Origin of the sequence: Amycolatopsis orientalis DSM 40040 = KCTC 9412, from assembly GCF_000478275.1 — a bacterium.
In the GTDB taxonomy this organism is placed as follows: Bacteria; Actinomycetota; Actinomycetes; order Mycobacteriales; family Pseudonocardiaceae; genus Amycolatopsis; species Amycolatopsis orientalis.
Map to the genome: position 1 here is coordinate 92,711 of NZ_ASJB01000030.1, position 22,868 is coordinate 115,578.

Annotated in this window: 27 protein-coding genes; 16 read left to right on the plus strand and 11 right to left on the minus strand. The window is 67.4% G+C overall.

The features are described from left to right. The first annotated feature begins 279 nt into the window (after positions 1-279). Together L324_RS08845 and L324_RS08850 are read left to right on the plus strand one after the other, a co-directional pair. Positions 280-1,455 carry an ATP-binding protein gene (locus L324_RS08845; RefSeq protein ID WP_037305592.1) on the plus strand — a complete coding sequence of 392 codons (1,176 nt, stop codon included), beginning with the start codon at positions 280-282 and terminating at the stop codon, positions 1,453-1,455. Continuing rightward, complete coding sequence (locus tag L324_RS08850; RefSeq protein WP_037305593.1) at positions 1,452-3,182, plus strand: hypothetical protein; 1,731 nt, start codon at positions 1,452-1,454, stop codon at positions 3,180-3,182. The genes L324_RS08845 and L324_RS08850 overlap by 4 nt, the downstream gene beginning before the upstream one ends. 173 nt (positions 3,183-3,355) lie before the next feature. On the opposite strand, the gene L324_RS08855 is transcribed toward L324_RS08850, so the two are convergent. Further along, complete coding sequence (locus L324_RS08855) at positions 3,356-3,661, minus strand: hypothetical protein (RefSeq protein WP_037305594.1); 306 nt, start codon at positions 3,659-3,661, stop codon at positions 3,356-3,358. Between the two features lie 243 nt (positions 3,662-3,904). On the opposite strand from L324_RS08855, the gene L324_RS08860 reads away from it, so the two are divergent. Then, on the plus strand, positions 3,905-4,087 hold the full coding sequence (locus L324_RS08860) for a peptidase inhibitor family I36 protein (protein ID WP_037305595.1): 183 nt from the start codon (positions 3,905-3,907) through the stop codon (positions 4,085-4,087). A gap of 313 nt (positions 4,088-4,400) precedes the next feature. On the opposite strand, the gene L324_RS08865 is transcribed toward L324_RS08860, so the two are convergent. Continuing rightward, a complete protein-coding gene (locus L324_RS08865) occupies positions 4,401-5,420 on the minus strand; it encodes a TIGR03621 family F420-dependent LLM class oxidoreductase (protein ID WP_235783457.1) in 1,020 nt (339 codons plus the stop codon). Positions 5,421-5,593: 173 nt separating this feature from the next. Here L324_RS08865 and L324_RS08870 point away from each other — a divergent pair, with 173 nt between their 5' ends. The 4 genes from L324_RS08870 to L324_RS08885 all read left to right on the plus strand — a co-directional run bounded on the left by L324_RS08870 (position 5,594) and on the right by L324_RS08885 (position 7,640). Continuing rightward, positions 5,594-6,160: a hypothetical protein gene (locus L324_RS08870; protein ID WP_235783458.1), complete on the plus strand. Its 567-nt coding sequence runs from the start codon at positions 5,594-5,596 to the stop codon at positions 6,158-6,160. A 73-nt stretch (positions 6,161-6,233) separates the two neighbouring features. Further along, positions 6,234-6,716, plus strand: a complete 483-nt coding sequence (locus L324_RS08875) for an NUDIX hydrolase (RefSeq protein WP_037305597.1) — start codon at positions 6,234-6,236, stop codon at positions 6,714-6,716. Between the two features lie 185 nt (positions 6,717-6,901). Further along, positions 6,902-7,255, plus strand: coding sequence for a lipase family protein (locus L324_RS43240; protein WP_037305598.1), 354 nt, complete (start codon positions 6,902-6,904; stop codon positions 7,253-7,255). A 112-nt stretch (positions 7,256-7,367) separates the two neighbouring features. Further along, entirely contained in the window at positions 7,368-7,640 is a 273-nt protein-coding gene (locus L324_RS08885; RefSeq protein ID WP_037305678.1) for a GlsB/YeaQ/YmgE family stress response membrane protein, read from the plus strand. A 371-nt stretch (positions 7,641-8,011) separates the two neighbouring features. Here L324_RS08885 and L324_RS08890 read toward each other — a convergent pair whose 3' ends face one another. Then, the gene (locus L324_RS08890; protein WP_051173787.1) at positions 8,012-8,671 is read right to left on the minus strand and encodes a hypothetical protein; all 660 of its coding nucleotides are present in this window, start codon (positions 8,669-8,671) and stop codon (positions 8,012-8,014) included. 162 nt (positions 8,672-8,833) lie between these two features. Between L324_RS08890 and L324_RS41465 the strand changes: the two genes are divergently transcribed. Beyond that, positions 8,834-9,190 carry an SCO4402 family protein gene (locus L324_RS41465; protein ID WP_235783459.1) on the plus strand — a complete coding sequence of 119 codons (357 nt, stop codon included), beginning with the start codon at positions 8,834-8,836 and terminating at the stop codon, positions 9,188-9,190. Between the two features lie 106 nt (positions 9,191-9,296). On the opposite strand, the gene L324_RS08895 is transcribed toward L324_RS41465, so the two are convergent. Further along, on the minus strand, positions 9,297-9,749 hold the full coding sequence (locus tag L324_RS08895) for a MarR family winged helix-turn-helix transcriptional regulator (protein ID WP_037305599.1): 453 nt from the start codon (positions 9,747-9,749) through the stop codon (positions 9,297-9,299). 81 nt (positions 9,750-9,830) lie between these two features. On the opposite strand from L324_RS08895, the gene L324_RS08900 reads away from it, so the two are divergent. Beyond that, the gene (locus L324_RS08900) at positions 9,831-10,766 is read left to right on the plus strand and encodes a quinone oxidoreductase family protein (protein ID WP_037305600.1); all 936 of its coding nucleotides are present in this window, start codon (positions 9,831-9,833) and stop codon (positions 10,764-10,766) included. 416 nt (positions 10,767-11,182) lie between these two features. Next, the gene (locus tag L324_RS08905; protein WP_037305680.1) at positions 11,183-11,821 is read left to right on the plus strand and encodes a hypothetical protein; all 639 of its coding nucleotides are present in this window, start codon (positions 11,183-11,185) and stop codon (positions 11,819-11,821) included. A gap of 211 nt (positions 11,822-12,032) precedes the next feature. On the opposite strand, the gene L324_RS08910 is transcribed toward L324_RS08905, so the two are convergent. The 4 genes from L324_RS08910 to L324_RS08925 all read right to left on the minus strand — a co-directional run bounded on the left by L324_RS08910 (position 12,033) and on the right by L324_RS08925 (position 14,942). Beyond that, on the minus strand, positions 12,033-12,674 hold the full coding sequence (locus tag L324_RS08910) for a hypothetical protein (RefSeq protein ID WP_051173776.1): 642 nt from the start codon (positions 12,672-12,674) through the stop codon (positions 12,033-12,035). Between the two features lie 175 nt (positions 12,675-12,849). Continuing rightward, a complete protein-coding gene (locus tag L324_RS08915; protein WP_037305601.1) occupies positions 12,850-13,452 on the minus strand; it encodes a hypothetical protein in 603 nt (200 codons plus the stop codon). Between the two features lie 309 nt (positions 13,453-13,761). Continuing rightward, a complete protein-coding gene (locus L324_RS08920) occupies positions 13,762-14,406 on the minus strand; it encodes a lytic polysaccharide monooxygenase auxiliary activity family 9 protein (RefSeq protein ID WP_037305602.1) in 645 nt (214 codons plus the stop codon). Between the two features lie 158 nt (positions 14,407-14,564). Continuing rightward, positions 14,565-14,942 (minus strand): VOC family protein, encoded by a 378-nt coding sequence (locus L324_RS08925; protein WP_037305603.1) that lies wholly within the window; start codon positions 14,940-14,942, stop codon positions 14,565-14,567. Positions 14,943-15,021: 79 nt separating this feature from the next. On the opposite strand from L324_RS08925, the gene L324_RS08930 reads away from it, so the two are divergent. Continuing rightward, positions 15,022-15,459 (plus strand): MarR family winged helix-turn-helix transcriptional regulator, encoded by a 438-nt coding sequence (locus L324_RS08930; RefSeq protein WP_037305604.1) that lies wholly within the window; start codon positions 15,022-15,024, stop codon positions 15,457-15,459. A 93-nt stretch (positions 15,460-15,552) separates the two neighbouring features. Here L324_RS08930 and L324_RS08935 read toward each other — a convergent pair whose 3' ends face one another. Continuing rightward, positions 15,553-15,972, minus strand: coding sequence for a hypothetical protein (locus L324_RS08935; RefSeq protein ID WP_037305606.1), 420 nt, complete (start codon positions 15,970-15,972; stop codon positions 15,553-15,555). 864 nt (positions 15,973-16,836) lie between these two features. Between L324_RS08935 and L324_RS41470 the strand changes: the two genes are divergently transcribed. The 3 genes from L324_RS41470 (at position 16,837) to L324_RS08950 (ending at position 18,873) form a co-directional block, all read left to right on the plus strand. Continuing rightward, a complete protein-coding gene (locus L324_RS41470; protein ID WP_081736247.1) occupies positions 16,837-17,163 on the plus strand; it encodes an ankyrin repeat domain-containing protein in 327 nt (108 codons plus the stop codon). A 203-nt stretch (positions 17,164-17,366) separates the two neighbouring features. Further along, positions 17,367-17,768 (plus strand): nuclear transport factor 2 family protein, encoded by a 402-nt coding sequence (locus tag L324_RS08945; protein WP_037305608.1) that lies wholly within the window; start codon positions 17,367-17,369, stop codon positions 17,766-17,768. A 58-nt stretch (positions 17,769-17,826) separates the two neighbouring features. Beyond that, the gene (locus L324_RS08950; RefSeq protein ID WP_235783461.1) at positions 17,827-18,873 is read left to right on the plus strand and encodes a DUF2891 domain-containing protein; all 1,047 of its coding nucleotides are present in this window, start codon (positions 17,827-17,829) and stop codon (positions 18,871-18,873) included. Here L324_RS08950 and L324_RS08955 read toward each other — a convergent pair. Further along, complete coding sequence (locus L324_RS08955) at positions 18,866-20,050, minus strand: MFS transporter (RefSeq protein ID WP_037305610.1); 1,185 nt, start codon at positions 20,048-20,050, stop codon at positions 18,866-18,868. The two genes, L324_RS08950 and L324_RS08955, sit on opposite strands and share 8 nt — an antisense overlap. 77 nt (positions 20,051-20,127) lie before the next feature. On the opposite strand from L324_RS08955, the gene L324_RS08960 reads away from it, so the two are divergent. Next, positions 20,128-20,691, plus strand: coding sequence for a helix-turn-helix domain-containing protein (locus tag L324_RS08960; protein WP_037305611.1), 564 nt, complete (start codon positions 20,128-20,130; stop codon positions 20,689-20,691). Between the two features lie 18 nt (positions 20,692-20,709). On the opposite strand, the gene L324_RS08965 is transcribed toward L324_RS08960, so the two are convergent. After that, positions 20,710-21,618, minus strand: coding sequence for an NADP-dependent oxidoreductase (locus tag L324_RS08965; RefSeq protein ID WP_037305612.1), 909 nt, complete (start codon positions 21,616-21,618; stop codon positions 20,710-20,712). A gap of 83 nt (positions 21,619-21,701) precedes the next feature. Here L324_RS08965 and L324_RS08970 point away from each other — a divergent pair, with 83 nt between their 5' ends. Continuing rightward, positions 21,702-22,583: an AraC family transcriptional regulator gene (locus L324_RS08970; protein ID WP_037305682.1), complete on the plus strand. Its 882-nt coding sequence runs from the start codon at positions 21,702-21,704 to the stop codon at positions 22,581-22,583. The last annotated feature ends 285 nt before the right edge of the window (positions 22,584-22,868 follow it).

Genomic DNA, 22,868 nt, shown 5'->3' on the forward strand with positions numbered 1-22,868 from the left:
ATGAGCGCGTCGCCGCCGAAGAACATCGCACGATCAAGGGATTCGGCCGTCGCGGGGTTGGGGTAACTCCGTTTGTCCTTGCCGTCACCACATCACGGTCCAGCCGGCGAGTTCGACGCACATCAGGGACCGTCCCCCAGTCACCCCTGGCAGGGATCACGCGCGCAAGGACGGCCGCCTGTCGACCACGAACCACGGGATGGTTGTCTCTCGTCTGGAAACGGACGTAACGGCGGCCCGGACGAGAGAGAACGGAATGACCGGAGAAGGAGACGCGCGGTGAACGGTGACGGCTTCATCGAGGTGATCGCACGCGAAGTGGAGGCCGACCCCGGCAATCTGGCTCTGCGCGAGGATTTCATCACGCTCCTGCTGGAGCAGGACCCGGACCGCGCCGCCGCCGAAGTGATGGCGTTCGAGGCACACGGCGGTGATCCGGCGCGGATCCGCTTGCTTCGCGCCCGGCTGATGGCAGCGCGGTTGCGGACCTCGAACCCGCCGCCCGCCGAGACCGTGACAAGCCCGGCCGACGAGGACCGGCAGGACGAGAGCGCCGCCGCTTCGGCGTCGCTGTGGGACGCTGAACGCCCAGCGGTGACGCTGGCCGACGTCGCGGGACTCGCCGAGGTCAAACGGCACCTCGACACCGCGTTTCTCGCTCCGCTGCGCAATCCCAGGCTGGCGGCGGCGTTCGGGCAGAAGCCGGGCGGATCGCTGCTGATGTACGGCCCACCTGGTTGCGGCAAGACGTACGTCGCCAGGGCGATCGCCGGCGATCTCGGCGCGTCCTTCATCCACGTGACCCTCGCGGACCTGCTCAGCAAGTGGATCGGGGAGAGCGAGAAGGCGATCCAGAGCGTGTTCCGGCACGCACGCGCGGCAGCACCGTGCGTGATCTTCTTCGACGAGTTCGACGCGCTCGGCGGACGGCGCACCTCCGGTGGCGGCGGGTCTCACTCGATGCGGATGCTCGTCACTCAGCTGTTGGAGGAGCTCGACGGCGTGGCCGGCGCGAACGACGGGGTCTACTTCCTCGCCGCGACGAACCGGCCGTGGGACATCGACACCGCCCTGCGCCGGCCGGGCCGGATCGACAAGACGGTGCTGGTGCTGCCACCGGACGCGGTCGCCAGGGCGGCGATCGTCCAAGGCGCGCTGGACGGCAAGCCTGCCGACGACGTCGATGTCGTGGCCGTCGCGGCGGCGACCGAAGGGTTCTCCGGTGCCGATCTCAGCCACCTGACGACCACCGTGTTGCAGCAGGCGATGGTCGAGTCGATGAGCAAGGGCGAGCTGGTGCCGGTCACCACCGGCGCGCTGCTGGCCGCCGTCGGTGGCATCACCCCGTCCACGACGTCCTGGTTCGACCAGGTGGCGCCGGTGCTGGAGTTCGGCGTCGACGACGGCACCTTCGACCAGCTCCGGGCGTACCGGGTCAAGCGAGGAATGCGATGAGCGACGCCGATACCTTGGAGCGCACCCTGGACCTGGCCTGGAACCTCCTCGAAGCGCAGCCGACGCATCCCAGGGTCGCCGAGCTGGCACTGCAGGTTCTCGCGGCCCAGCCGGAGCGGAGCAGCGCGTCGATGGTGCTCGCCTATCACCGTGAGTCCTGCGGCGACGCGGACGAGGCGCGGCGTCTCTACGTTCGGATAGCCGGTCGCCGCGACGGCCAGTTCCTCTGGGCCGCGCGTGCGCTTCGGCGGATGGCGGCGGCCGAGCATGATCATGCCGAGGCGCTGCGGTGGGCGCATATCGTGCTGGCCGAGGAGCAAGAGGACTGGGACGACTGGATGCAGCTGGGCTCCGCCCGGGCACTCTCCGGGGAGCACGAGGACGGGTGGCGTCAACTCGACGAAGCGGTGGCACTGTGTTCACGGAAGACGCCGGACAAGCTCCCCAAAGCGCTGGGGAAACGCGCGGAGTACCTGCTGGAGAGCCTCGCACCACCCGACCGGTTCATCGCCGCGGCCGAGGAGGCCATCCGGGCCGACGCGGCGGACTCCTGGATCGCGCTGATGCTCGGCTGGTCCTACCTGGTGCAATACCGGTTCGACGACGCCGAACAACTCGGTCTGCGGCTGCTGCGCGAGGATCCGACCGAAGAGCTGGCGCAGAGCCTGGTGGAGACGGCCAGGACGATGCTGCGGATCGTCGAGAACGCACAGGACAAGGACATCAGCCTGGCGGACATCCGCCGCACCGGTGCGATCGAGATGGCGTGGCAGCGACTCCGCGACCGGAAGCTCGGCATCGACCTGGCCTCCGCGCTGGCGGCGTTGGAGGAGGTGATGCCCGCCGACCTGCGTGCCACCTTGCGGCCGGGAGCCTCGATCTCGAAGAATCCGGACCGCGACAGGATCGGTTCCCTGGTCGCGGAGGACCTGGTGGCCTGGCATGACGGCCAGCAGCCCGGCTCCGGCGCCGTCTGGGGCCTGGCCGAGCCGTTCCGCCTGATGTCGGCGGCCGAGATCATCGCCATGGACGCCGAGATCGATGCCGACCAGGCAGGGCATCCGGACTGGCCGGAGAACGAGGTCTGGGAACAGGTGATGACCGATGACGACGGGACCTACCTGGTCGCCGTCGCGTTCGGGGCTCTCGTCAAACGCCGGCCCGGACACCCCGACGAGCCGGTCGCCGACTCGATGGCCGGCTGGATCTGGGACCGGGTGGCCGGCTTCGGCGGGCGGGACCCGCGACCGGCACCCCCGAAGACCAAGACTCTCCCGACCGGGCTGCCATCGGTCTCCGGCACGTCGCTGACCGGCGTCGTCACGACGATGTACGACGCGCTGGACACGTCCGAGCAGTCCGCGGCGTACGCAGAACTGCGCGGGCTCTTTCCCAGGCCGTCCATCCGGCGGAGTGTGGTGGGCCCGGTGCCACCGAGTGCCGACGGCGTCGAGATCATGGTGGTCGACGGGCTGGTGAAGAAAGTCACCGTCGATGTCGGGCTCTGCCCGAGCGCCGACCGGGTGATCTCCGGGCTCGACCTCGCCGGGTATCGCCATGTGGCGGACGACTACCTGCGGGCGAACGGCGCGCTAGCGCGGGACAGCTGGGTGAACCGCGCCAACGGCGAGGTCACGGTCAACTACGACCTCGCCGGGCATCGGCTCGGTTTGGTGTGGGGGTCGGGGAAACTCGTTCGGATCATCGTGGCCGCCGCCGATAGCTGAGCAGCGGCCGGATTTTCCGGAACGGCACGACGGCTCGCCGTCCGGTAATACGATTGATGACGATGACAACGCCGGACCGCCCCGTATGGCGAGCGCACGTGGCTGGTCGCCCGTCCGGCAGCCCGGGCCAGCTGCGGGAAGGGCGGCGCATCACCGGGCCGGGTACCCGGGGATCACTCGGCTCTTTTCCCGAAAAGAGGCCCCTTCGTGGCGATCAGCGCGATGCCGAAGATCATCACCGTGATCCCGAAGGAGCAGAGCAGCAGGCCGCCGAGCTTCGCCTCGGTGTCCGTGTCCATTCTGCGCCCCGAGTGCGAAGAGCCGGCGATGACGGCATCCGGATCGACAATCGCTTGGATCCCGCCGGCCAGCAGGGCGAGCGCGCCAAGGATCAGCACGATTCCGCGGATGATGCGCCCGGCGGTACGGCGCGGCGGATCGGCCTGTCGGTCGTGGTCAGTGGCATTGGGCTCTGCCATGGACCGCAAGATATCAGTGGCCGACCGGTAGACCCCGGTTGCCGCAAGCCGGCCGCTCAGTCCTCGAAATGGCGACACCCGGGAACGAAGCGCTCGTAGTCGAAGACCATCTCGAATGGCGGACATCGCGTGGCGGGCCGCCGAATGAGCGGCAGTTTGCCCTTCATCGCTTCCCCGGCGTCCCGCACGTCCGCCCATCGCGCACTGGCTGATTCGCCGCGAGCAGAGAGAAAGGGAAGATTGATGGTCACACTTGTCGGCGTGGCACTGGCGTTGAGCGGCACTCTCCTGGTCACCCCGTCGGCACAGGCCGCGACGGCACGGAACGGCGTCTGCGAAGACGGCGAGTTCTGCTTGTACTACAACAGCAATCAGCACGGAAGAGGTCACTGGTTCAATCCCAGTATCGCGCACCACCTGTTTTAGCAGGTCAGAAGCCCTGCTCCTCCTCGGAGGGGCAGCGCTTCAGTCGTCCAATGGCTCTCGGAGCTGCCTTGCCGAACCTGGCAGCAGGTACGGGAACCACTCCCCCAGCTTCGGGTTTCGAGCGCTTGCAGAAGCTGGCGGCGCATCAGCGGGGTCCCGTGGTCGTAGATGCCTTCATCTTCTGACCCGATCGTGCTCCGCGTGCGACCGCGTGTGCTCGACCGCTGCGGCAACAGATGGTTGTCCGGAAAGGACCGGTACCAGCGTCGTCGACTCCAGTCGCGGACCGACCGCGGGCCATTCGCACGACCGGTCAGCGCATGGCCTCGATCACCTTGCCGAAGGCTTCCATCGCCGGTTCCATCACCGTGATGTAGTTGATCCCGTACACCTCACGGTTCTCCCGGAGCTGTTCGGCGATCTGCCGCGGCGTTCCGATCGACACCGTCGGAGCGGCGAGAATCTGTTCGTCGTCCAGGTGCGGCGCGAAACGGCGGACCTGATCGAGCGCGGACCTCCGGTCCTTGGTGATCACGGTCGCCTTGGACAGGATGTTGTATTCGATCTCATCGGCCCGGGAACCGGCCGCGCGGCGCGCGAACTCGGCCCGCTCCACCATTTCCTCGGCGGGTGCGATGACCATCCGCCCGTACTCCGGGCGGTACTGGGCACCGACGAAACTGATGATCTCCGCGTTCCGCGCCGCCAGCCGCAGCACACGATCGCCATGCCCTCCGACCAGGATCGGAGGATGCGGCCGCTGCACCGACTTCGGGTGCTCCGGGTCGGAGAGGAGGCGCTGCAGCTCGCCGATCGTCGTCTCCAGGCGGTCCACCCGGCTGCCCGGGGTACCGAAGGGAATCCCCGTCTTCTGGAATTCCCATTCGACATAGCCTGTGCCCAGCCCGAGTTCGAGCCGGCCTTCCACGAACTGATCCACCGTGACCACGTCCCGGGCCAGCAGCGTCGGATTGTGGAAACTGGTGTTCAGGACGTAGATACCGATCCTCGGCCGCTCCGTCGCTTCCGCCGCGAGGATCACGGAGGGAAAGGGAGACGGGAGGTTCACGTGCTCACAGGCAGACACGACGTCGTAGTCGAGTTCTTCCGCGCGGCGGCACTTGGCCACCCACTCCGCCCGGGAACACGCCTCGGACACCAGAACGACGCCGAACCGAAACGGCGCACGTGGCGCACTCATGTCGTCTCCTGCCTGCCGGTCACCACTGCCGCCGGAAAGCTCATCGTAACCGCCGAACGCACATCTCCCGAAGCGCGAAATGTACGAACTTTCAGTAATTTTTGCGCAATCCACACATGTCAGCGCTGCCACCGGCGAGCGGCACGACCGGGCGGCGTGGGCTGGTCCAGCCGCCTGCCCGGGGGCCTCGTTGCGGCATGAGCGTGCGCTGCCCGCGTCGACGGGTCGGCGAGGGTGCAAGCCTCTCTTGTCGCCATCTCCGAATGGGTACGTAGGACGTCTTGGGAGATGGCAAGCTGTGATCTGTGAACCCGATCGTTGCGCAGGTGTTGACCATCGCCGGTGTCTTGCTCGGCTCGGCCGCCACGTTCGTCGTCACCTCCCTGACCGAGCGAGCCCGTTGGCGGCGAACACAATCTGCCCGGTGGGACGACAAGCGTCTGCTCGCGTATTCGGAGTACGCCAACGCGGTCAAGCACATGGTCCGGCTGTGCCGTCGGATCGCGGAGACCCAAAAGCTGCTGCCCACAGGTCAGCCCATCGACCTCGACTCCGCGTTCGCCGACCTCGCCGAGGGGGAGACCGAACGAGCCGCACGATGGGAGACCGTCCTGCTCCTCGGCGAGCCGGCGACGATCTCCGCCGCACGAGCATGGAGCGAGCAGGTGTGGCAACTGGAGTACATCCTGCGCGAGGAGCACCCCGACGCGGCCGCGTTCACGAACGCCTACCGGAATGCCATGCGACTACGCAACGAGTTCTATGCCCGCGCCCGCGCAGACCTCGACATCACCAGCGGCCCGCTCCCCGAAATCACGTGGAAATCCCTCCAACCCCCGCCATCATCGCCTGATCACCCCACCACACCGTGACGACCGATCAGCGGCATGAGCGAGAATTGCCCACCGGTGTTCAACGGGGCCGACCCGGCAGGAAGAGCTGTTCATGTCTGTTCGCTTGAGCGCGGTCATCAAGGCGCCGAACGGATACCTGCTCGCCGTACGGCAAGACTTGCCTGACGGCACCCATCGACATCTCCTGCCGGGCCGCGGGGTCGACGACACCGAGGGGCCGTTCGAGGACGCATTGCGGCGTGCCCTCCGCGAGCAGGCGAACCTCAATACGACCATTGGGGCGCTCATCAGTATCGACAAGACCGGCGTTGACGACGAATACGTGTTCATCGCGCACATCGACGGGGACAACTCGGTTTCGGGGGACTTCACTGAGCAGCTCCCTCCAGCACCGGGCGGGTGTTCCTGGAACTGCATCGAGCTCACCCCCGCCGCCGTTCACGACGCCAACTTCACGCCCAAAGGGGTCAGATACCTTCTCGCCGGCCACCTGCGACACGGCCAGAAGCCGTGGGCGCTGGCCGATATCCGATCACGACCGCCTGCCACTCGCCGCCACCATAAGGCGCGCTGAGCCGTGCGAGTCCCCGTGTCCACCGGCACAGGCGGGCTCGGCAGCGTCGGGACCACGCCCGCCCCGCGACATGAAGGGTTGTTTACGGACGGTGATCGGGCGTGTAACACGGATGCGGCGCCAAGCGACAGTTCACCAAGCCGAGGTCGCGGCGGGTCGGCCCGAAATCGATGTGGGGGCAACCGGTGACCGAGCTCGTCAATGTGGGTACGGACGAGGACCCGGTGCTGGATGTCGTTTTCGTGCACGGCCTCGACGGCGACCCCCATAAGAGCTGGCTGGGCGACTCGATGCCGATCCAGGACCGTGCGATCAACTTGCTGGCTGAACTGCAGGGTCACGGGATCGGGCAGCGTCCGCTGTGTTTTGTCACCCACAGCATGGGCGGCTTGGTGGTCAAGGAGATGCTGCTGCACGCGGCCGACGGTCGCGCCGACTACACCACACCCCAGGACGGCCACCGCGACTTCGACCTCTACCAACACCCCGCCCGCCTCGCCGCGCACGAGGTAGAGAACCGGCTCTCGGCCACCGGATGACCGTCAAAATCCGCCCCTGACAGGAACCCGCTCGCCTGATCATCTCCGTTTGGCGGACAGGCAGTGTTCCGTCGTACTGTGATCATCCGTCCGACTGACATGAGGAGAGATGATGTTCTGGACCATCCTGGGCTGGATCCTGTTCGGTCTGATCGCCGGATTCCTGGCCAGAGCCCTGGTCCCCGGGAAGGACGACATCGGCCTGCTCCGGACGATCGTGCTGGGCGTTGTCGGATCGGTCGTGGGTGGCCTGTTGTTCGGCCTGCTCACAGTCGGTATCCGCGGCTTTCAGCCTGCCGGGTGGATCGGGTCGGTCATCGGCGCGGTCATCGTCCTGGTCATCTACAACAAGGTGACTGGCCGCAAGAGCCACCGCGGCGCCTGATTCCCCACAACGCGTCAGGATGAGATCGGAGCCGTTCTCGGCGCACGTGTCAATCACCGGTTTCACCCGCAGGCAAGCAATTCGACCCCTGACCGGCGGTAGCTCCCCCTAGACCCGGCGGAGCGCCGGCCCCGCCGGCGTGTTCTTTTCCCGTCCGATCGTCGCCGTGGGCGAGGATGGCGGTCGACTACGCATCCACCGCCCAACGTAGGAGCGCCGACGGCGACGGCAGCCACGATTGCGGCAGGTCGACTCAGCCCACAGTTGCGTCCAGAAGCCGTCCAGCCAGCAGCCAGCTCGGACGCCGTCACCGACCACACAACCTCGCCCATCACTGCGACCCACGGCCACCGGTATCTCTCAGCTTCAGGTCAAGCGGTGTCGGCGTGTGCCTCGAGGTTTCCGGCTGAGGGTTCGGTCGGTGTCGGGAGGTCCAGTGCGCGGGCGAGGGCCGCGGTGACGGGGGCGGCGTGGCGGGGCAGGTTCTGGGCGGCCCAGTCGGCTGCCAGCGTGAGGAAGCCGGCGAGATCGTGTTCGGCTTCGGCGAGGAGGCGCCGGAGATCGGTGGCGGGCAACTCGATCACCGGACTGTCGTTCTGCTCGGCGTCGACGGTCAGCCGGACTGTCTCGCCGTGGCGTTCGGCGCGCGGAGCGGGATCGTGCCCGAACCAGGCTTGCCCGCTGCCATCGAGGACCTCGTGCCACTCGCGCCAGTCCTCCAGACCGTTGCAGCAGCCGGGCAGGAACGCCACGCTCGTGGCGCTGTCGGTCACCCGCAGGCCGCCGGCCGCGAAGAGCATGTCGAAGGTGAGCAGGCCGTGCAAGAACGACCCCAGTGGGTCGGCGGGGCGGGATGGGCGGTTGTCGTCCTCAGGTGCGATGTCGTTGCAGCCGGCGATGCGCATCACCGCTGTCCCGACCTCCAGCGGCGTGAGTTCGCCGTTGAGCGCCAGATAGCCGAACGAATCGACCTCAGCGACCGGCCAGAGGGCGAAGCCGTCAGGCGCGTGGACCTCCAGAACGGGCTGCATCGTGATCACCCAGGGAGTGTCGCGCAACCCCACCCGTCCTGCCTCCCGATTACGTTGTGCACCATCTTCCCTGTCATACCTGACCTGACCTCAACATGAGCGGGCTTCTGTGTGCGAGAGGAGCAGCGGAGGACCGATTCGCCGGCATGCCACCATGGGCCCGTGAACGTCGCATGGCCGGAACGGCGCGAGGATGTGATCTCCGCACTCGTAGTCCTTGCAGCGGAGCGTCCTGCGCTGGACGGTGCCGGCCGGGACACACGATTTCCCGATCTCACGAACGCTGTCCACTGGTTGGTGGACGACACTCCGTGGGATTTGGTGGATCCGGTCACGTCCGTTGGGACAATCCTCTGCAACGGTGACGAGGCCGACGTGATCCGCGCGGTCGTGGCCGCAGTCGTCGCCGTGTCGGATCGGCAGGGCGCTGTGGCTTCGGATGCGGCCTGGTTCGGTGACCGTGGCTGGTGTGAGGTTCGACGACTCGCTGCCGAGGCGCTGACCTGTCTAGCACCCTGATCCCCAGAATGGGCTCCCTAGGTCACGACCCGAGGAGCGAGCACGCTCAGCGGCATGACAGGACATTCGCCGGCCGCTCGAGACTCACCGTGTGGCCAGTCAAGCGCTATGACGACGGTTCCACCGGGGAGACGATGCGGGCCAGCAGGTCGACGAGTTGGTCACGCTCTGCCGGTGTGAGCGCGGCGGTCAGTTCGTCGTTGGCTTCGTCGCCCAGCTTTTCGGTACGTCGCAGGCGTCGACTCCCGGCGGTCGAGATGGATATGGCGTTCTTGCGTCGGTCGGCTGGATCGGGGGTGCGGGCGATCAAACCCTCTCGATGCAGATCGTTGACGATCGCGACCATGTCCTTGGGATCGACGCGCAGGCTTCGGCCAAGATCCGCCTGGGACACCGGTCCCAGCTCGGCGACGGCGGCCAGCACCGCGTGGTGCATCATTCGCAGTCCCTCGCGAGCCAGCGCCTCTGCCACCAGTCGATGACCGCGGGCCGCAGCGCGGCCGAGGAGCCAACTCGGGAGAGAGCGAATACGGGCAGGGGCGTACGGGCCGTCGTCCATCACGTCAGGCTACCGAAAACCATTGGGAGTACCCAACAGAATCCGCTATCGTTGGGATTACCCAACAACCTGGAGGTAGCCATGCGCCGAGTCCGCTTTTACGAGTACGGCGGTCCGGAGGTACTCCGCCTCGAACAGGCCCCGACACCCGAACCGGGGCCTGGCGAGCTCCTGGTGCGGACCGAAGCCATCGGCGTGACCTTGCCGTCGGTACGCAAAGTCCGCGGCGAAGGTGACCGCGCCCCGCTACCGGGCGTGCTCGGCGGGGAGATCGCCGGGCATATTGTCGCGGTCGGCCCGCAGGTGACCGGCTTCACGGTCGGAGACCGGGTCACGTCGCTGACCTTCACTGGCTCCTACGCCGATCTGGTCCTCGCTCCCACCCTCATGGCGAGCCGCATCCCCGACGACGCCACCTGCGTACAGGCTGTCGCGCTGGTACGCAGCGGACACGTCGCGCTTGGCGCGCTGTCGACCGCCAATGTCACCGCGGCCGAATCCATACTCATCACCGGCGCGGCCAGCGGCGTGGGGCACCTCGCGGTCCAACTGGCGAAAATCCAAGGGATCAAGCGGGTCGTGGCAGCTGTCAGCTCACCCGGCAAGGCGGACTTCCTGTACGGCCTCGGAGCGGACGAAGTCGTCATCTACGACAGCGACCACTGGGGCGATCCCGTCGACGTGGTGCTCGACGGCGTCGGTGGCGAGTTGCTCACCCGCGCTGTCGCCGCGCTGCGGCCCGGCGGACGGCTGATCTTCTTCAACTCCGGTGGCGGCACCGTACCCGCCTTCGATCTGCTCGCCGGCTCCAAGACCATCACCGGCCTCACCATGGCCCGGTTCGCCAGCACCCAACGCGAACTCTACGACCGTCACCACGAGCAACTATGGCAACTCCACCGGACGGGACGGCTACGAGCCGTCGTACATGCCGAAGTCCCCTTGTCCAACGCAGCGTCAGCACACGAAATCATCGAGGCCCGCGCCAACTTCGGCAAAGTGGTTCTCTGCCCCTGATCTGCCGCGTTGAGAGACCTCCGCCCATCGGCATGAGCGTGCAGTTGGGCGCTGGTCAGCGGCATGAGGGTGCGTTGGACTGCCCGCTGCGCACGGCGAAGTTCCCATCAGCACTGGTTGATCTGCGTAGGGGGTCGGGAGCATCAGCCGGACGGGTAGCCACAACCTCCCCTTCCAGTAGGCGAGGTTGTGGCGGGCGCGGGTGGTCGGACCCGCAGACGATCGGTGAGCCATACGGCACGGCCGACACAGCTCGGAAAGTCATTGGTGCCGCATCCGAAACGGTCGGGCCGTGCGTCCGGGCCCATCGACGGTGAATCGGTGCTAACGACAGGAACACGACATCCAGCATCCGATCATCGGCATGAAGGAGTGCACCGGATCATGGCCGATCGGCATGACATACCATCTGGATGATGGCGTACGCGGGCTCCCGGACCATGAATGTCGGAACCTGGTTGCTGCCCGAGGATGAAGGCGCGTTCGACCTGGCGTTGCACGACACGTTCCCGGACGCCGGATGGCAGTGCTCGCAGCCGGGACCGCTGGGGCTTCACCCCCTCCACCTCCACTGCTCGCTGGCAAACGCGATGGCCTGCGGCAGCCGTGGAGTTCAGGCATTTCTGCACCTGCCGATCGGCGCGAGCCTGCCATCAACCGTCACGCTCGCCGATGGCGTCCCGCTGCCGGACGGACCACCAATCGCTGCCATCATGCAACTCCTGCGCTCGACACGCCGACATGATCCCGGCGGTACGTACTGCGATCACGACGCCCGGTACCGGCACCCGGAAGGCGGCCCGTACTTTGATGCCGGCAGGCTGGCCATACGCTGGTTTGTGGACGAAGTCGGTGACTCCACCCACCAGGTCCTCCTGCGGCAAACACGTGCGGTTCGGTCGGCGCTGACAGCCACCACTCGTCCGGCCCGCATCAAAGATCAGAATGGCCGACGGCTGACTGGCTACCGCATCGGTCCGGCCGCTCAAGCCATGGTCGAAACGAGGGGCATCCTTCTCGGCCGCGCCGGACTACAACGGTTCCAGCTCGGCTGAACTGCTGCGATCTCGGCGTCCGGCAACGCACTCAACTCGGCATAAGCGTGCGCTTCCGCTGATTTGATGAGAGGAAACAGCTCCGATCAAGCTGTCCCGCCGTCGTTGCCCTGACGGCTCGCGTCCACCTGCCGACTTTAACGTCCTCTCATCGGCATGAGGGGATGTTCACGACGCGAGGGCACCGGGAGTTGCCTTCGTGTGACCGTGTTCAGAACTCAGGAGGTCCCGCCTCGGGTAAAGCCTTCACTGGACAGACGCCGCACACGCATGAGTTGACGCGTGGCCGGTCCGCGGGGCGCAGCCGACGTGGTCGCCACGGCCGCCGCCGGGGAGACAGACCACAGCTGACCAGAAAGGCTCGATCATCGGGCTGGAGGTCGGTGTAGTAGCTGACGCCGAAGTGCATGGCCAGGTCCTTCTTCAGCTGGGTTCGCAAGAGGGATATCTGGCGGATGATCGCGCAGCCGCGGCGGCGTTCGGCGTCGGCCGGGGGCAACGCGGCGAGTTGCGCGGCCAGTACGGCCGGCTTCATCTCGCCGAACGGGCAGATGAGATTGCTGTGGACGCCTACGAACAGATCGCGAGCCGCGGACGAGGTGAGGATGCCGTCACCGTCGTCGAAGTACCACTTGCTCATGTCGTCGTGGAGCTTCGTCAGCTCTGCGGGCTCCAACGGAGTAGCGCGGAACGGGGCCGCGGGCGCGGTCAGCGCCCAGAGTCGCACGTACGCCTCGACCTGACGTTCAGCGAGTTTGAGCCGGATCTGCCGCCGATAGTTGTGTGCGAACCAGAGCCCGACCAGCCCCAGCAGCACGGTTCCGGCCGCCTGAACCCACGTCGTGATCACCATGTCGAGTCAACTCCCAGCGGTCAACGACCGCGTCGATCACCAGGCCCTCTGCGGCAGTGGCTACCAGTGTGAGGTGTGGCAGGCTCCAGAAAGTCTTGCGCGGCAAGGAAATTGCAGGGTTGGGACCGTAGTTGGCAGACAGTCGCGGCAACTCCACTCGAGTGATTCCGCGTTGCTAACGCACGCGTCGTTCGTGCGAGGGTGGCTCCTCGATGCCCTTGACCTGCCTCCAGCCGCGCCCGAACACGAACCCCCTGCGGAGCAGACGCCTGCGCTGTTCGCGGGGCGCCAGTGCGGGAATGTAGGACTGGCTCAGCTCGTCCTCGTCCTCGCCGTCGCCGAACTTCCAGGCTTCGGCATAGAGTTGACCGTGGTGGTTCCGCCAGCCGCTGTACCTGACGGGTCTGCGCAGGATGGTCTCGAACCAGGCCGCGCATTCGACGGCCACCTCTTCGGGGGTACCGCCGACGTCGAGCGCGATCGGAGTCGGCTCGTCCGGGAGTTCATGCAGGCAGCTGTGCAGCAGGTCGCCTTGCGCGTGTTGGTCCCGGTAGTGGACGCCGAACTCGCCCAGACCGATGCGTCGGTCGGGATCACTGAGCGACACAGCGGCGATCAAACACGGATGCTCCTCCTCGTCCCGAATCGCCCAACTCGCGGCGTAGCCGACGTCCCACCGGGCGGCCGCCTGCTGAAGTCCGCCAAGGAACAGCTGCTCGTCCTGACCGAGCTCGTCGGAACACTCGTCGAGCTGGAACCATCGGCGCCACGTCGTCATGATGGCGATGTTAGGCGCATCTGTAGCGGCGATTCCCTCAGATCGCGTCGATCGACAACAAGTCGACGCACACTGTGGTTCTGCTGGCCTGGGTGGGCTACTGGGATGTGATCTGGGAATCTCCCCGATAACTGAGGTGGCCTGCCGACGGCGGCACACGACAAGGCGGACGGGATTCTCATCTTGTGCTGAGAAAGCTTGCCCCACCGGTGTGGCCACCGGTGGGGCAAGGTCTGGGTACGTCGCGAGCGGACCGCACAACATCCGCCGCCAAGCCCGTACGATCTCCGGCCGACCGGGTCGTGGAGATCAGGGGAAGATCACGTCCGAGCAGGTGTAGAAGGCCTCGCCGGAATCGGGCCAGTGGCGTTGCCAGATCGAGTAGATCAGATGCCTGCCGGTACGCCCGCCGGGCAGGTTCGCCCGCAACTGGTAGGCGTTGCCGACGACCGGCGGATTGTCCTGCTTGTAGAACGGGGTGTCTTCCAGATCGGACCACTTGAGCGGTTTCGTCGGGTCATAGCCCGGCTTGGTGACGTACAGCTCGAAGGTGCCCGGGTGCGCGGCGGTCCGCTGGTACTTGAAGGTGTACGGACCGCTGCCCGGCATCGTGGTCGCCGGCCAGTCGGCGCGGGGCAGGTCGAGCCCCTTGTACTTGCTCCGGCCGGCGCTGCACAGCTTGCCGTCCGGGATGATCTCACGGCTGCGGCCGCCGGCGTCCGCGATGTTGACCTCGTCCCAGTCGTAGATCGGCCAGCTGTCGCCCACCGCGATGGCGGCCTTGCACGCGGCGGAGCGCGGATTTTCCGGACCTTCCTGGAAACATTGCATGATCCGGCTGATCGGATTGCTCATCGAGCCGTGCGCGAGGGCGGGGACGGCGTTGAACGCCGAGACCGCGCCGAACACGGCGGTCAGTATCGCGACTTTGACGGCGGAGCGGGAAAATCTCATCGCAAAGTTCCTCTCATGAGAGGTCTAGACCACCACCCAAGGTAGGCCTGCCGTCACACCGGCGTGTAGGCCCGAAAGTCGGGCACGGGCGATTTCGCGTGTGCGCGATGGTCGCCCTGGACCACGTGCACTCATCGAGAGATGAGGTAATCGAGGAATCAGGCAGGCGGAACAGTCGTGAAGAACTCGTAGCTGTGGCCGTTCGGGTCACCGACGTAGACGCCACGCCCGCCACCCAGGTGGTTGATCGACCGGTCCCAGCCGTTTTCGGGGCCGGACCCGTACGGCACGTGGGGCCACTGCTCCAGACGCGCGATCAGGCCGTCGAAGGTGGTGTCGTCGACAAGGAACCCGAAGTGCCCGGCGACGACGGCGTGACGCTCGTCGAAGTCGAGGGTCAAGTCGTCGTTGACCCGCACCGGCGTGAACGGCCCCGTGCGCTCCCCGACCCGCAGGTCGAGCAGCTCGGCGAAGAACAACGCTGCCGCGTCCTGATCGGCGGCGCGGACGATGGTGTGGTTGAGGACCACGGTCACTGGACCAACCTCCCCAGTAGAAGCGTGCGATTCGCACGTACTATAGGTGCGATCCGCACGTTTTGGCTAGACTTGCCGCATGGACGATGGTGGGCCCGCACTTTTCCGGCTCGTGCGGTATTGGTCGCGGCGGTGGGCCCGTGGTGTCGCACTGGAGACAGGAGACGACGCGTCGGTGCCCCAGCACATCCTCGTCGTCGACGCCGTCGACGCGCTTCGGCGTGCCGGGGGCGAGGCAACGATCGGCCAGGTGGCCCGACAGCTCGGTCTGGACCGCTCCGGAGCCAGCCGGATGGTCGCCGCAGCGGCCGAGAAGGGCTACCTCGAGCAACGACGGGCTCACTCAGACGCTCGCCGCAGCGTAGTGGCGTTAACCACTGCCGGACAGGAACTGCTCGACCAATCACACCAGTGGCAGCGAGCGAAGTTCGTCGAACTCACCGCCGATTGGAGTTCCTCCGACCGAGCCACCTTCGCCCGATATCTCGAGCGCCTCGCACGCGATGTCGAAGCTTGACTCGCCCACGGGCCTTTTCCGGAACACCTCGGAGTGACCATCCGCGGTGCTGAATGTCTCAGCCACCAACGGTGAAGAAAGAGGCCTCGCGGATCACAGTCGCTCTCCCAAGAGTTTCGCCACCTGGAGGTAGCCGTCCTTCTTCCGGAGCTGCGGGAGATGGAGATTCAGCATCCTGGTTTCTCCATGCACGCGCTTGGCGACGGCTAGCGTGGTCCAGTAGTCATCCAGGTCGCAGTACATCGCGGCGTCTCCGACACCGGGGATCGGCGTGTTCGGGCCAGGGCAGTTCTCGGCCGTCGTGAAGACCGGAGTGTTGGGGTCGGCTTTGGCGAAGGCGAAATAGTAGAGCCTTGGCCTCGTTTCGGACCGCTGATCGTCGGTTGCGTAAGCGCAGGTGTACTCAGGCGCCGTCTTGGTCGCTCCGGGTGGTTCTTCCGTGGCGGCGATACCCACGATGCCGATGATCGGGGCGAGTTCTCCCGCTCCGAGGAACGGGCAGGCGGCGGTCACCTTCGCCGGGGAAATCGCAGGAGTGAAGGCGGGCGGCGTGCTGCTGGGGGCAGATTTGCTCGGTGTCGGCTTGCTCGACGACGACGGAGAAGGAGGTGTGGGACTTTCGTCCGGACCACCGCAGGCCGAAGCCGCGAGCAGCAGGCTTACCGTGGCGAGAGCAACCCTGGATCTGTTCATCGAAGAAATCTGCTCCTGGCCTCGGACGGGGTGGGACTGTAGTTGCCCAGCGCGATCGACAACGACATCGCCATACCCGGCACCACCCCCGGGGATTGAGGTTCACCGAGGTGCCCGGACACACCGTGCAGGCCGTCGGCGAGACAACGGTCAGCCTCGCCGCGCCAACCGCGGCGTCCAGGACAATGGCGCCCTTTCGCCTTCGTTGAAATTGACATTGTCATCGTCCTTTTCCCGCAAAAATATGTCCACGGAACCGATACCGGAAAATCAGTCCGGCTTGTGGCGCCACACGAAAACCGAGGTGAGTCCTGATCTGGATATTGACGCGACGCGCACTCGTCACACACCGACCTCAGCACCGCGTATGGATTGCCACCTGCGACACGACCCCCAATACGCCACCCTGATCCGTCACAAATGTGACATCGCACTGCTACATGTCACATGAGCTTGGCAGGAGATCGCCGCCTCGTCAAGACACCAGTGCCCCGGGCCCTGTCGCGTCGGCGGACGAGCCAAGAGGCTGATCTGGCAGGTTGGGAACATGCGCGTCCATCGAGGCCGGGTACGTCACCCCGCTGGTGCCCGCGATCATGGTGCCGTGCGGGCAATCGCGCTCGGCGGAGCCCCGGCGAGAGCGATCCGTCTTCCAGCTGACGGCGAAAGGGACAAGAGCCCCTTATGAACTGGTCACCAGCTCACCAAGCAGTCGAACTCAACAACCTGTCTCAGCTTCGGGATCTGCTCGACGCCGGTCACGACGTCGAGGACGACAATGGAGACGGCTGGACCCTGCTGCGCCATGCCGTCGATGTCGAGCACGACGGTCACGTCCAGACCGGCGAACCTCTCCACGCCGACATCACCGCGTTCCTGCTCGCCCGCGGAGCCGATCCCCTCCGGCGCCGCAACGGGATCCCAGTCGTCGAGGAGGCGGAGATCCTCGGACACTGGCTCGCCGCCGACATCATGCGCAACTGGATCAACCGCGGACACCAGACGCCTTAGTCGTAGCCGCACTGGCGAGACGCCTCCCGCTGCCAACTCTTCATGAAGGCGATCTGGCGAGTTCCACCGCGCGTACGGCGTCGGCGAGGCAGCCCTGCGGCAGTTCGAAGGTGAGCGCGATGGCGCACCGCGAGATCAGCATCCAGCAGCGTCCGAGGACGCATGTGTCGCCGACCAGAACCGAACAAGTGAAGAGGAGCGGTATGACCGACGATGTGGCCGGCCAGGTGATCAAGGCCGAGCAGGATCGGATCCGATGTCTCCTCGACGTGGATCGCGGCACCTACGACCGCTTGCACGCCGCGGAGTACCGGTTGTGCAACCCGACCGGCACCGTGTGGACGAAGGCCGAATACCTGGATCTCCTCACCACCGGGCGGGTCGTCTACCGGGAGTTGAGGTCGACCGGTGACGTGGAGGCCATCGTCGGCACCGACGTCGTCGTCCTCCGCTACCGGTGCGTCATCGAACTCACCGTCGACGGCGCGGACATCCCGCGGCACGAGGCCTGGCACACCGACGTCTACACCCATGCCGGCGGCACGTGGCGTTGTGCCTGGTCGCAAGCCACCGGCATCATGGACCTTCCGTCGGCCACGTCCTGACCCAGCATGAGGAAGGCGGGCCCCGCCGGACTTGACGTCGCGACTCTGGGGAGGGGACATGTCGTTGACCGGGTGGGATGGCGAACGAAGCCGGTTGCTGGCGGCCGGTGCTGGTGATCTGGCCGGGATGGCGCTGGCGAACGTCGTGCGCGAGTACCCGCACCATGAGACGCACTGGCACGTCGAGGGCGTGGCCATCCCCGCCCCGCGGCAGCTGCATCCAGCCTTCTACGGCAGTTGCGACTGGCATTCCTGTGTGGAGATGTTCTGGGTGCTGGTGCGCCTGCTGCGCCACCACGGCGATCTCGTGCCCGCCGCGGAGATCCGCCGCACACTCGACGAGCACCTGACCGCCCGGGCACTGGCGGCCGAGGTCGCCTACTTCGCCGCCGACGAACATCGCACCACCCAACGTCCCTACGGCTGGTCGGCGCTGCTGGAACTCACCCAGGAGACCGCCACCTGGGACGACCCGGACGCCGCGCGCTGGTCGACCGGCTTGCACGAGTTGAGCGCGGTCTTCGTGACCTGCTATCTCGACTGGCTGCCGCGGGCCACTTATCCGATCCGGACCGGGGTGCACGACAACGGCGCGTTCGGGCTGTCCCGTGCCCTGCCCTACGCCGGCTACCTCGCCGACCACGGCGAACCGCGGCTGCGGCAGGTCATCACCGAGACCGCCTGGCGGTGGTTCGGAGCCGACCACGACTACCCCGGCTCCTGGGAGCCCTCCGGAGCCGATTTCCTGTCCCCGGCGCTGGCCGAAGCCGAACTCATGACCCGGCTGCTGCCCGCGACCGAGTTCGCCGCCTGGCTGCACGGGTTCCTTCCCGGCATCGCCGACCGGAAACCCGCGGCCCTCTTCACACCGGCGACCGTGACCGATTCCTCCGACGGGCTGATCGCCCACCTGCACGGTCTCAACCTGCACCGAGCCTGGTGCTGGCACCGCCTCGCGCACGCCCTCCCCGCCGGCGACGACCGGATCCCCGCGATGCTCGACACCGCACACGCCCACACCCACGCCTCGCTGCCCCAGCTCACCGGCGGCTCGTACGCGGTCGAACACTTCCTGGGCTACTACGCACTCCTCCTGCTCAGCTGAGCGACGGGGCGCGCGACCAGTCAGTACGCGGTGAGCGATCGAGGATCACCAACGGGATCGTGACCAGCGCCAGTGCCGCGCCGATCCAGAACACCGCGGTGACCGGGGCGCCCACGTTCAGCACCCCGGCGGCGAAGGCGGGGGTGAGACTGATGCCCAGCTGGAAGGCCGACACCGTGGTGGCACCGGCCAGCGTCGGCGCGGAAGCGGCGATCGCGAAGACCCGTCCGTACAGCGCCGGGTTCAGCACGAAAGCCGCGACGCCCAGCAGGAACACCAAAGGTACGACGATCCAAGCGGACGCGGCGAAGAGGGCGAGCAGGACCGAGAACAGAGCGATGCCGAGCGCCCCGCCGAGCAGCGCGTGGTGGGGCCGCCGGTCGGAGATCCGGCCGCCGAGGGAGAGACCGACGAAGGCGCCGATGCCGAAAAGCGCGAGTACCGCGGGGATCCAGACGGCGGGAACGCGGGTGACGTCGGCGAGAACCGCGGCCAGGTAGTTGAAGGACACCATGTACGCGGCGGTGCTCAGGATCGTGATCGCGTAGACACCCCAGAGGCGTGGTGTCCGCATCACGCGCAGTTCCGCGGCGAGGCTGGGTTCCGCCGACGCCGCGGTGACGGGCAGGCCGGAAGCGCAGGCGACCACGCCCAGCAGGGTGAGTGCGACGACGCCCCAGAAGCCGCCCGTCCAGTCCGTGAGGTTGCTGAGCAAGGTGCCGGCGGGGCCTCCGGCGACCATGGCGACGCTGAGTCCGGCGACGACGACGCCGGAGGCGCGGGCGTTGCGGTCGGGGGTCACCAGGCCGATCGCGGTCACGGCGGCGACGGCGAAGAAGCCGGCGTAGGCGAGCCCGGCGACGAACCTGGTGGCCAGCAGCGTCCAGTAGTCGTCGGCGAGCAGGCCCGCCGCGATGGCGGCGGCGAAAACGGCCTGTGTGGTCATCAGCGCGGTGCGTCGCGGCCACTTCAAGCTGAGCACGGCGAACGGCGGGCCGCCGAGCACGACACCGAGCGCGAACGCGGTGATGAGCGCGCCCGCCGAGGAGAGGGAGACGCCGAGGTCCGTGGCGACCGAGGGCAGGACCCCGGCCATCAGGAACTCGGCGCTCCCCATCGCGAAGAGGCTGAAAGCGAGAAGATAGACGCCGGTGGGGAGCCGGTGGGTTTCGATCATGGCGCCAGCATCGGGCGGGTTTGGCGGTTTCGGCAAAGAAAGTTGCCGAAACCGGGACGAGCTGGTGATCTGGCCCCATGGAGACACAACCCGCCGTCACCGCGGCGATCGAGCTGATCGCTCCCCGGCTGCGCCGCGCCCGGGAAAAGAAGGGGACGACGCTGGTGGAACTCAGCCGCGCCACCGGCATCTCCACCAGCACCCTGTCCCGCCTCGAATCCGGGCAGCGCAAGCCCAGCCTCGAACTCGTCCTGCCGGTCATCGCCGCGCTGGGCCTGCGCGTCGACGAGATCGTCTCCTCACCGAGGGTGCTGGAGCCACCGGTGCCCCCGGACGGGCGAGTCCTCATCCCGCTCACCCGGCACCAGGGCGAGCCCCGCGCCTACAAGATGACGATCCCGCCCGACGACGAGGCGCCCCGTCCGCGCACGCACACCGGATACGAGTGGCTCTACGTGCTCCGGGGCAGGCTTCGGCTCGTGCTCGGCGACCAGGACGTCGTCATGGGGCCCGGCGAGGCGGCCGAGTTCGATTGCCGGACGCCGCACTGGTTCGGCGCGGCCGGCCCCGAGGGTGTCGAGGTGCTCAGCCTCTTCGGCAAGCAGGGCGAACGGATCCACGTCCGCGCCCGCACCCGCTGACCCTCACCCGGAACCCGCTCACGGTCGGATGATGATCTTGCCGCGGATGTCGCCTGCTTCGCTTCTGCGGTGGAGGGTGGCGAGGTCGTCGAGTGTGCGGCGTTCGGAGATGTCGACGGTGACCACGCCGCGGTCGACAAGGGCCACCAACGCGGCCAGGTGCACGGGGTCGTTGTCGGCGACGACGTGCGTCGCGGCGATCCCGGGTGGCGCCTCGATCACGTTGGTCGCCGAGACGACGCGGCCGCCGGGCCGGGCCAGCGCGGCCACCGCGGCCGCCTGCGACTGGTGCAGGGGGACGAGGTTGAGCACGACATCGACCCGGCCGTCGACGGCGTCGGCGAGCGGGGTGGTGGTGTAGTCGATGACGTGATCGGCGCCCTGGCGCCGGACCGCCTGGGTGCTGCGGGGGCCGGCCGTGGCGATCACCCACGCTCCGGCCCGCTTGGCGAGTTGCACGGCGAACCCGCCGATACCGCCGCCCGCGCCGTTGACCAGGACACGCTCGCCCTCGGTGAGCCCGGCGCGTTCGATCACCTGCCACGCGGTCAGTCCGGCGAGCGGCAGAGCGGCCGCGTCGGCGAGCGGAATGGTGGTGGGCGCGGCGACCACCGCCGTGGCGTCGGCGACCGCGAACTCGGCGGCCGCGGCGCCGATCATGCCGACGACCCGGTCACCGACCGCGTGCGCGTGCACCCCTTCCCCGAGTTGGGCGATCGTGCCCGCCACGTCCCAGCCCAGGGTCAGCGGCAGCTCCGCCGGGGTCAGGTCGCGCAGCATTCCGGAACGCAGTGCCGCCTCGGTCGGATTGAACGAAGTCGCGGCGACCTGGATGAGTACCTGCCCCGGTCCGGGTGCCGGACGGGCGAGGTCGTCGATCCGGATCATGTTCGCGTCGCCGTACTGGTGGATCCGTGCTGCTCTCATGTCCGTGACCCTAATGACGTTGATCAAGACGATCCATGTGTGAACGTCCCCGGTTCCTTCGCGATCGTCCTATGCTGACCATCGTGGACGTACTCAGCGAAGTGCTCTCCGTCATGCGCACCGGCAGACCGAGATCCTTCGTGGAGACCTGGCACGCGCCGTGGGCCCTGCGGTTCCCGGCGGTGCCGGGCGCCGTCGGATTCCGGGTGGTGGTGCGAGGCCACTGCGTCGTCCTCCCCCACCGAAGCGCACCGGTCCGGCTGGAACCGGGCGACGTCGTGCTCCTGCCCCACGGGGAAGGCCACGTGCTGGCAGACAGTGCCGCCAGCGCGACGAACGCGCGCCCGTGTGCTCCCACAGCCGTCGATCCCGGCGGCACAGGCGCGGTCACCGTGACACTCTGCGGCGCCTACGAGCTGTCCCCCGCCGGCATGCACCCGTTGCTGCGGGACCTACCCGAGATCGTCCACCTCACCACCCACGACCGCCCCGAGCTGAAGGCCGCGGTGGAGCTGCTGACCGGCGAACTGACCCGGCCGGGGCTGGGCACCGACGGCGTCATTCCCGCCCTTCTCGACACGCTCCTGCACTACGCCCTCCGCGCCTGGGTGGAAACCACCGAGACCGGCTGGGCGACGGCGTTCACCGACCCGGCGGTCGCCGCGGCGCTGGCGGCCATGCACCGGCAGCCCGCACATCCGTGGACCGTCGCGTCGCTGGCCGCACTGGCGGGACTGTCCCGAGCGCCGTTCGCCAAACGGTTCACCGACCTCACCGGCGGACCACCGCTGCGCTACCTCACCTGGTGGCGCATGACCACCGCCGCCCGCCTCCTCCGCACCACCGACGCGCCACTGAACACCATCGCCGCCAAGGTCGGCTACCACTCCGAGTTCGCGTTCGCCACCGCCTTCAAACGCCACTACGGCACCCCGCCGGGCAGATACCGGCGCTCGGATCGCTAGTCCCGGCCGATACTTCGTCCACCGTCACGTGACCGAGGAGCGGACCACCCGCCTGGCTATCTCCGCGTCCAGCGGGCTCATGTCCTCTCCGACCGGTTCCGATGGCGGCCACCATCGGAAGTCCAGCGCTTCGTCGTTCACCGTCAGCCGGGGCACCACATGGAGCCGAACCGTATAGATGGCAAGGAGTTCCCTCCGCTCCGGATTCACGAGGTCGAACTCGGCCAGCCGGGTACGCCGATTCCTCTTCCGTCGTGGCACGGAAGCCGAACAGCGCGTTGCCGG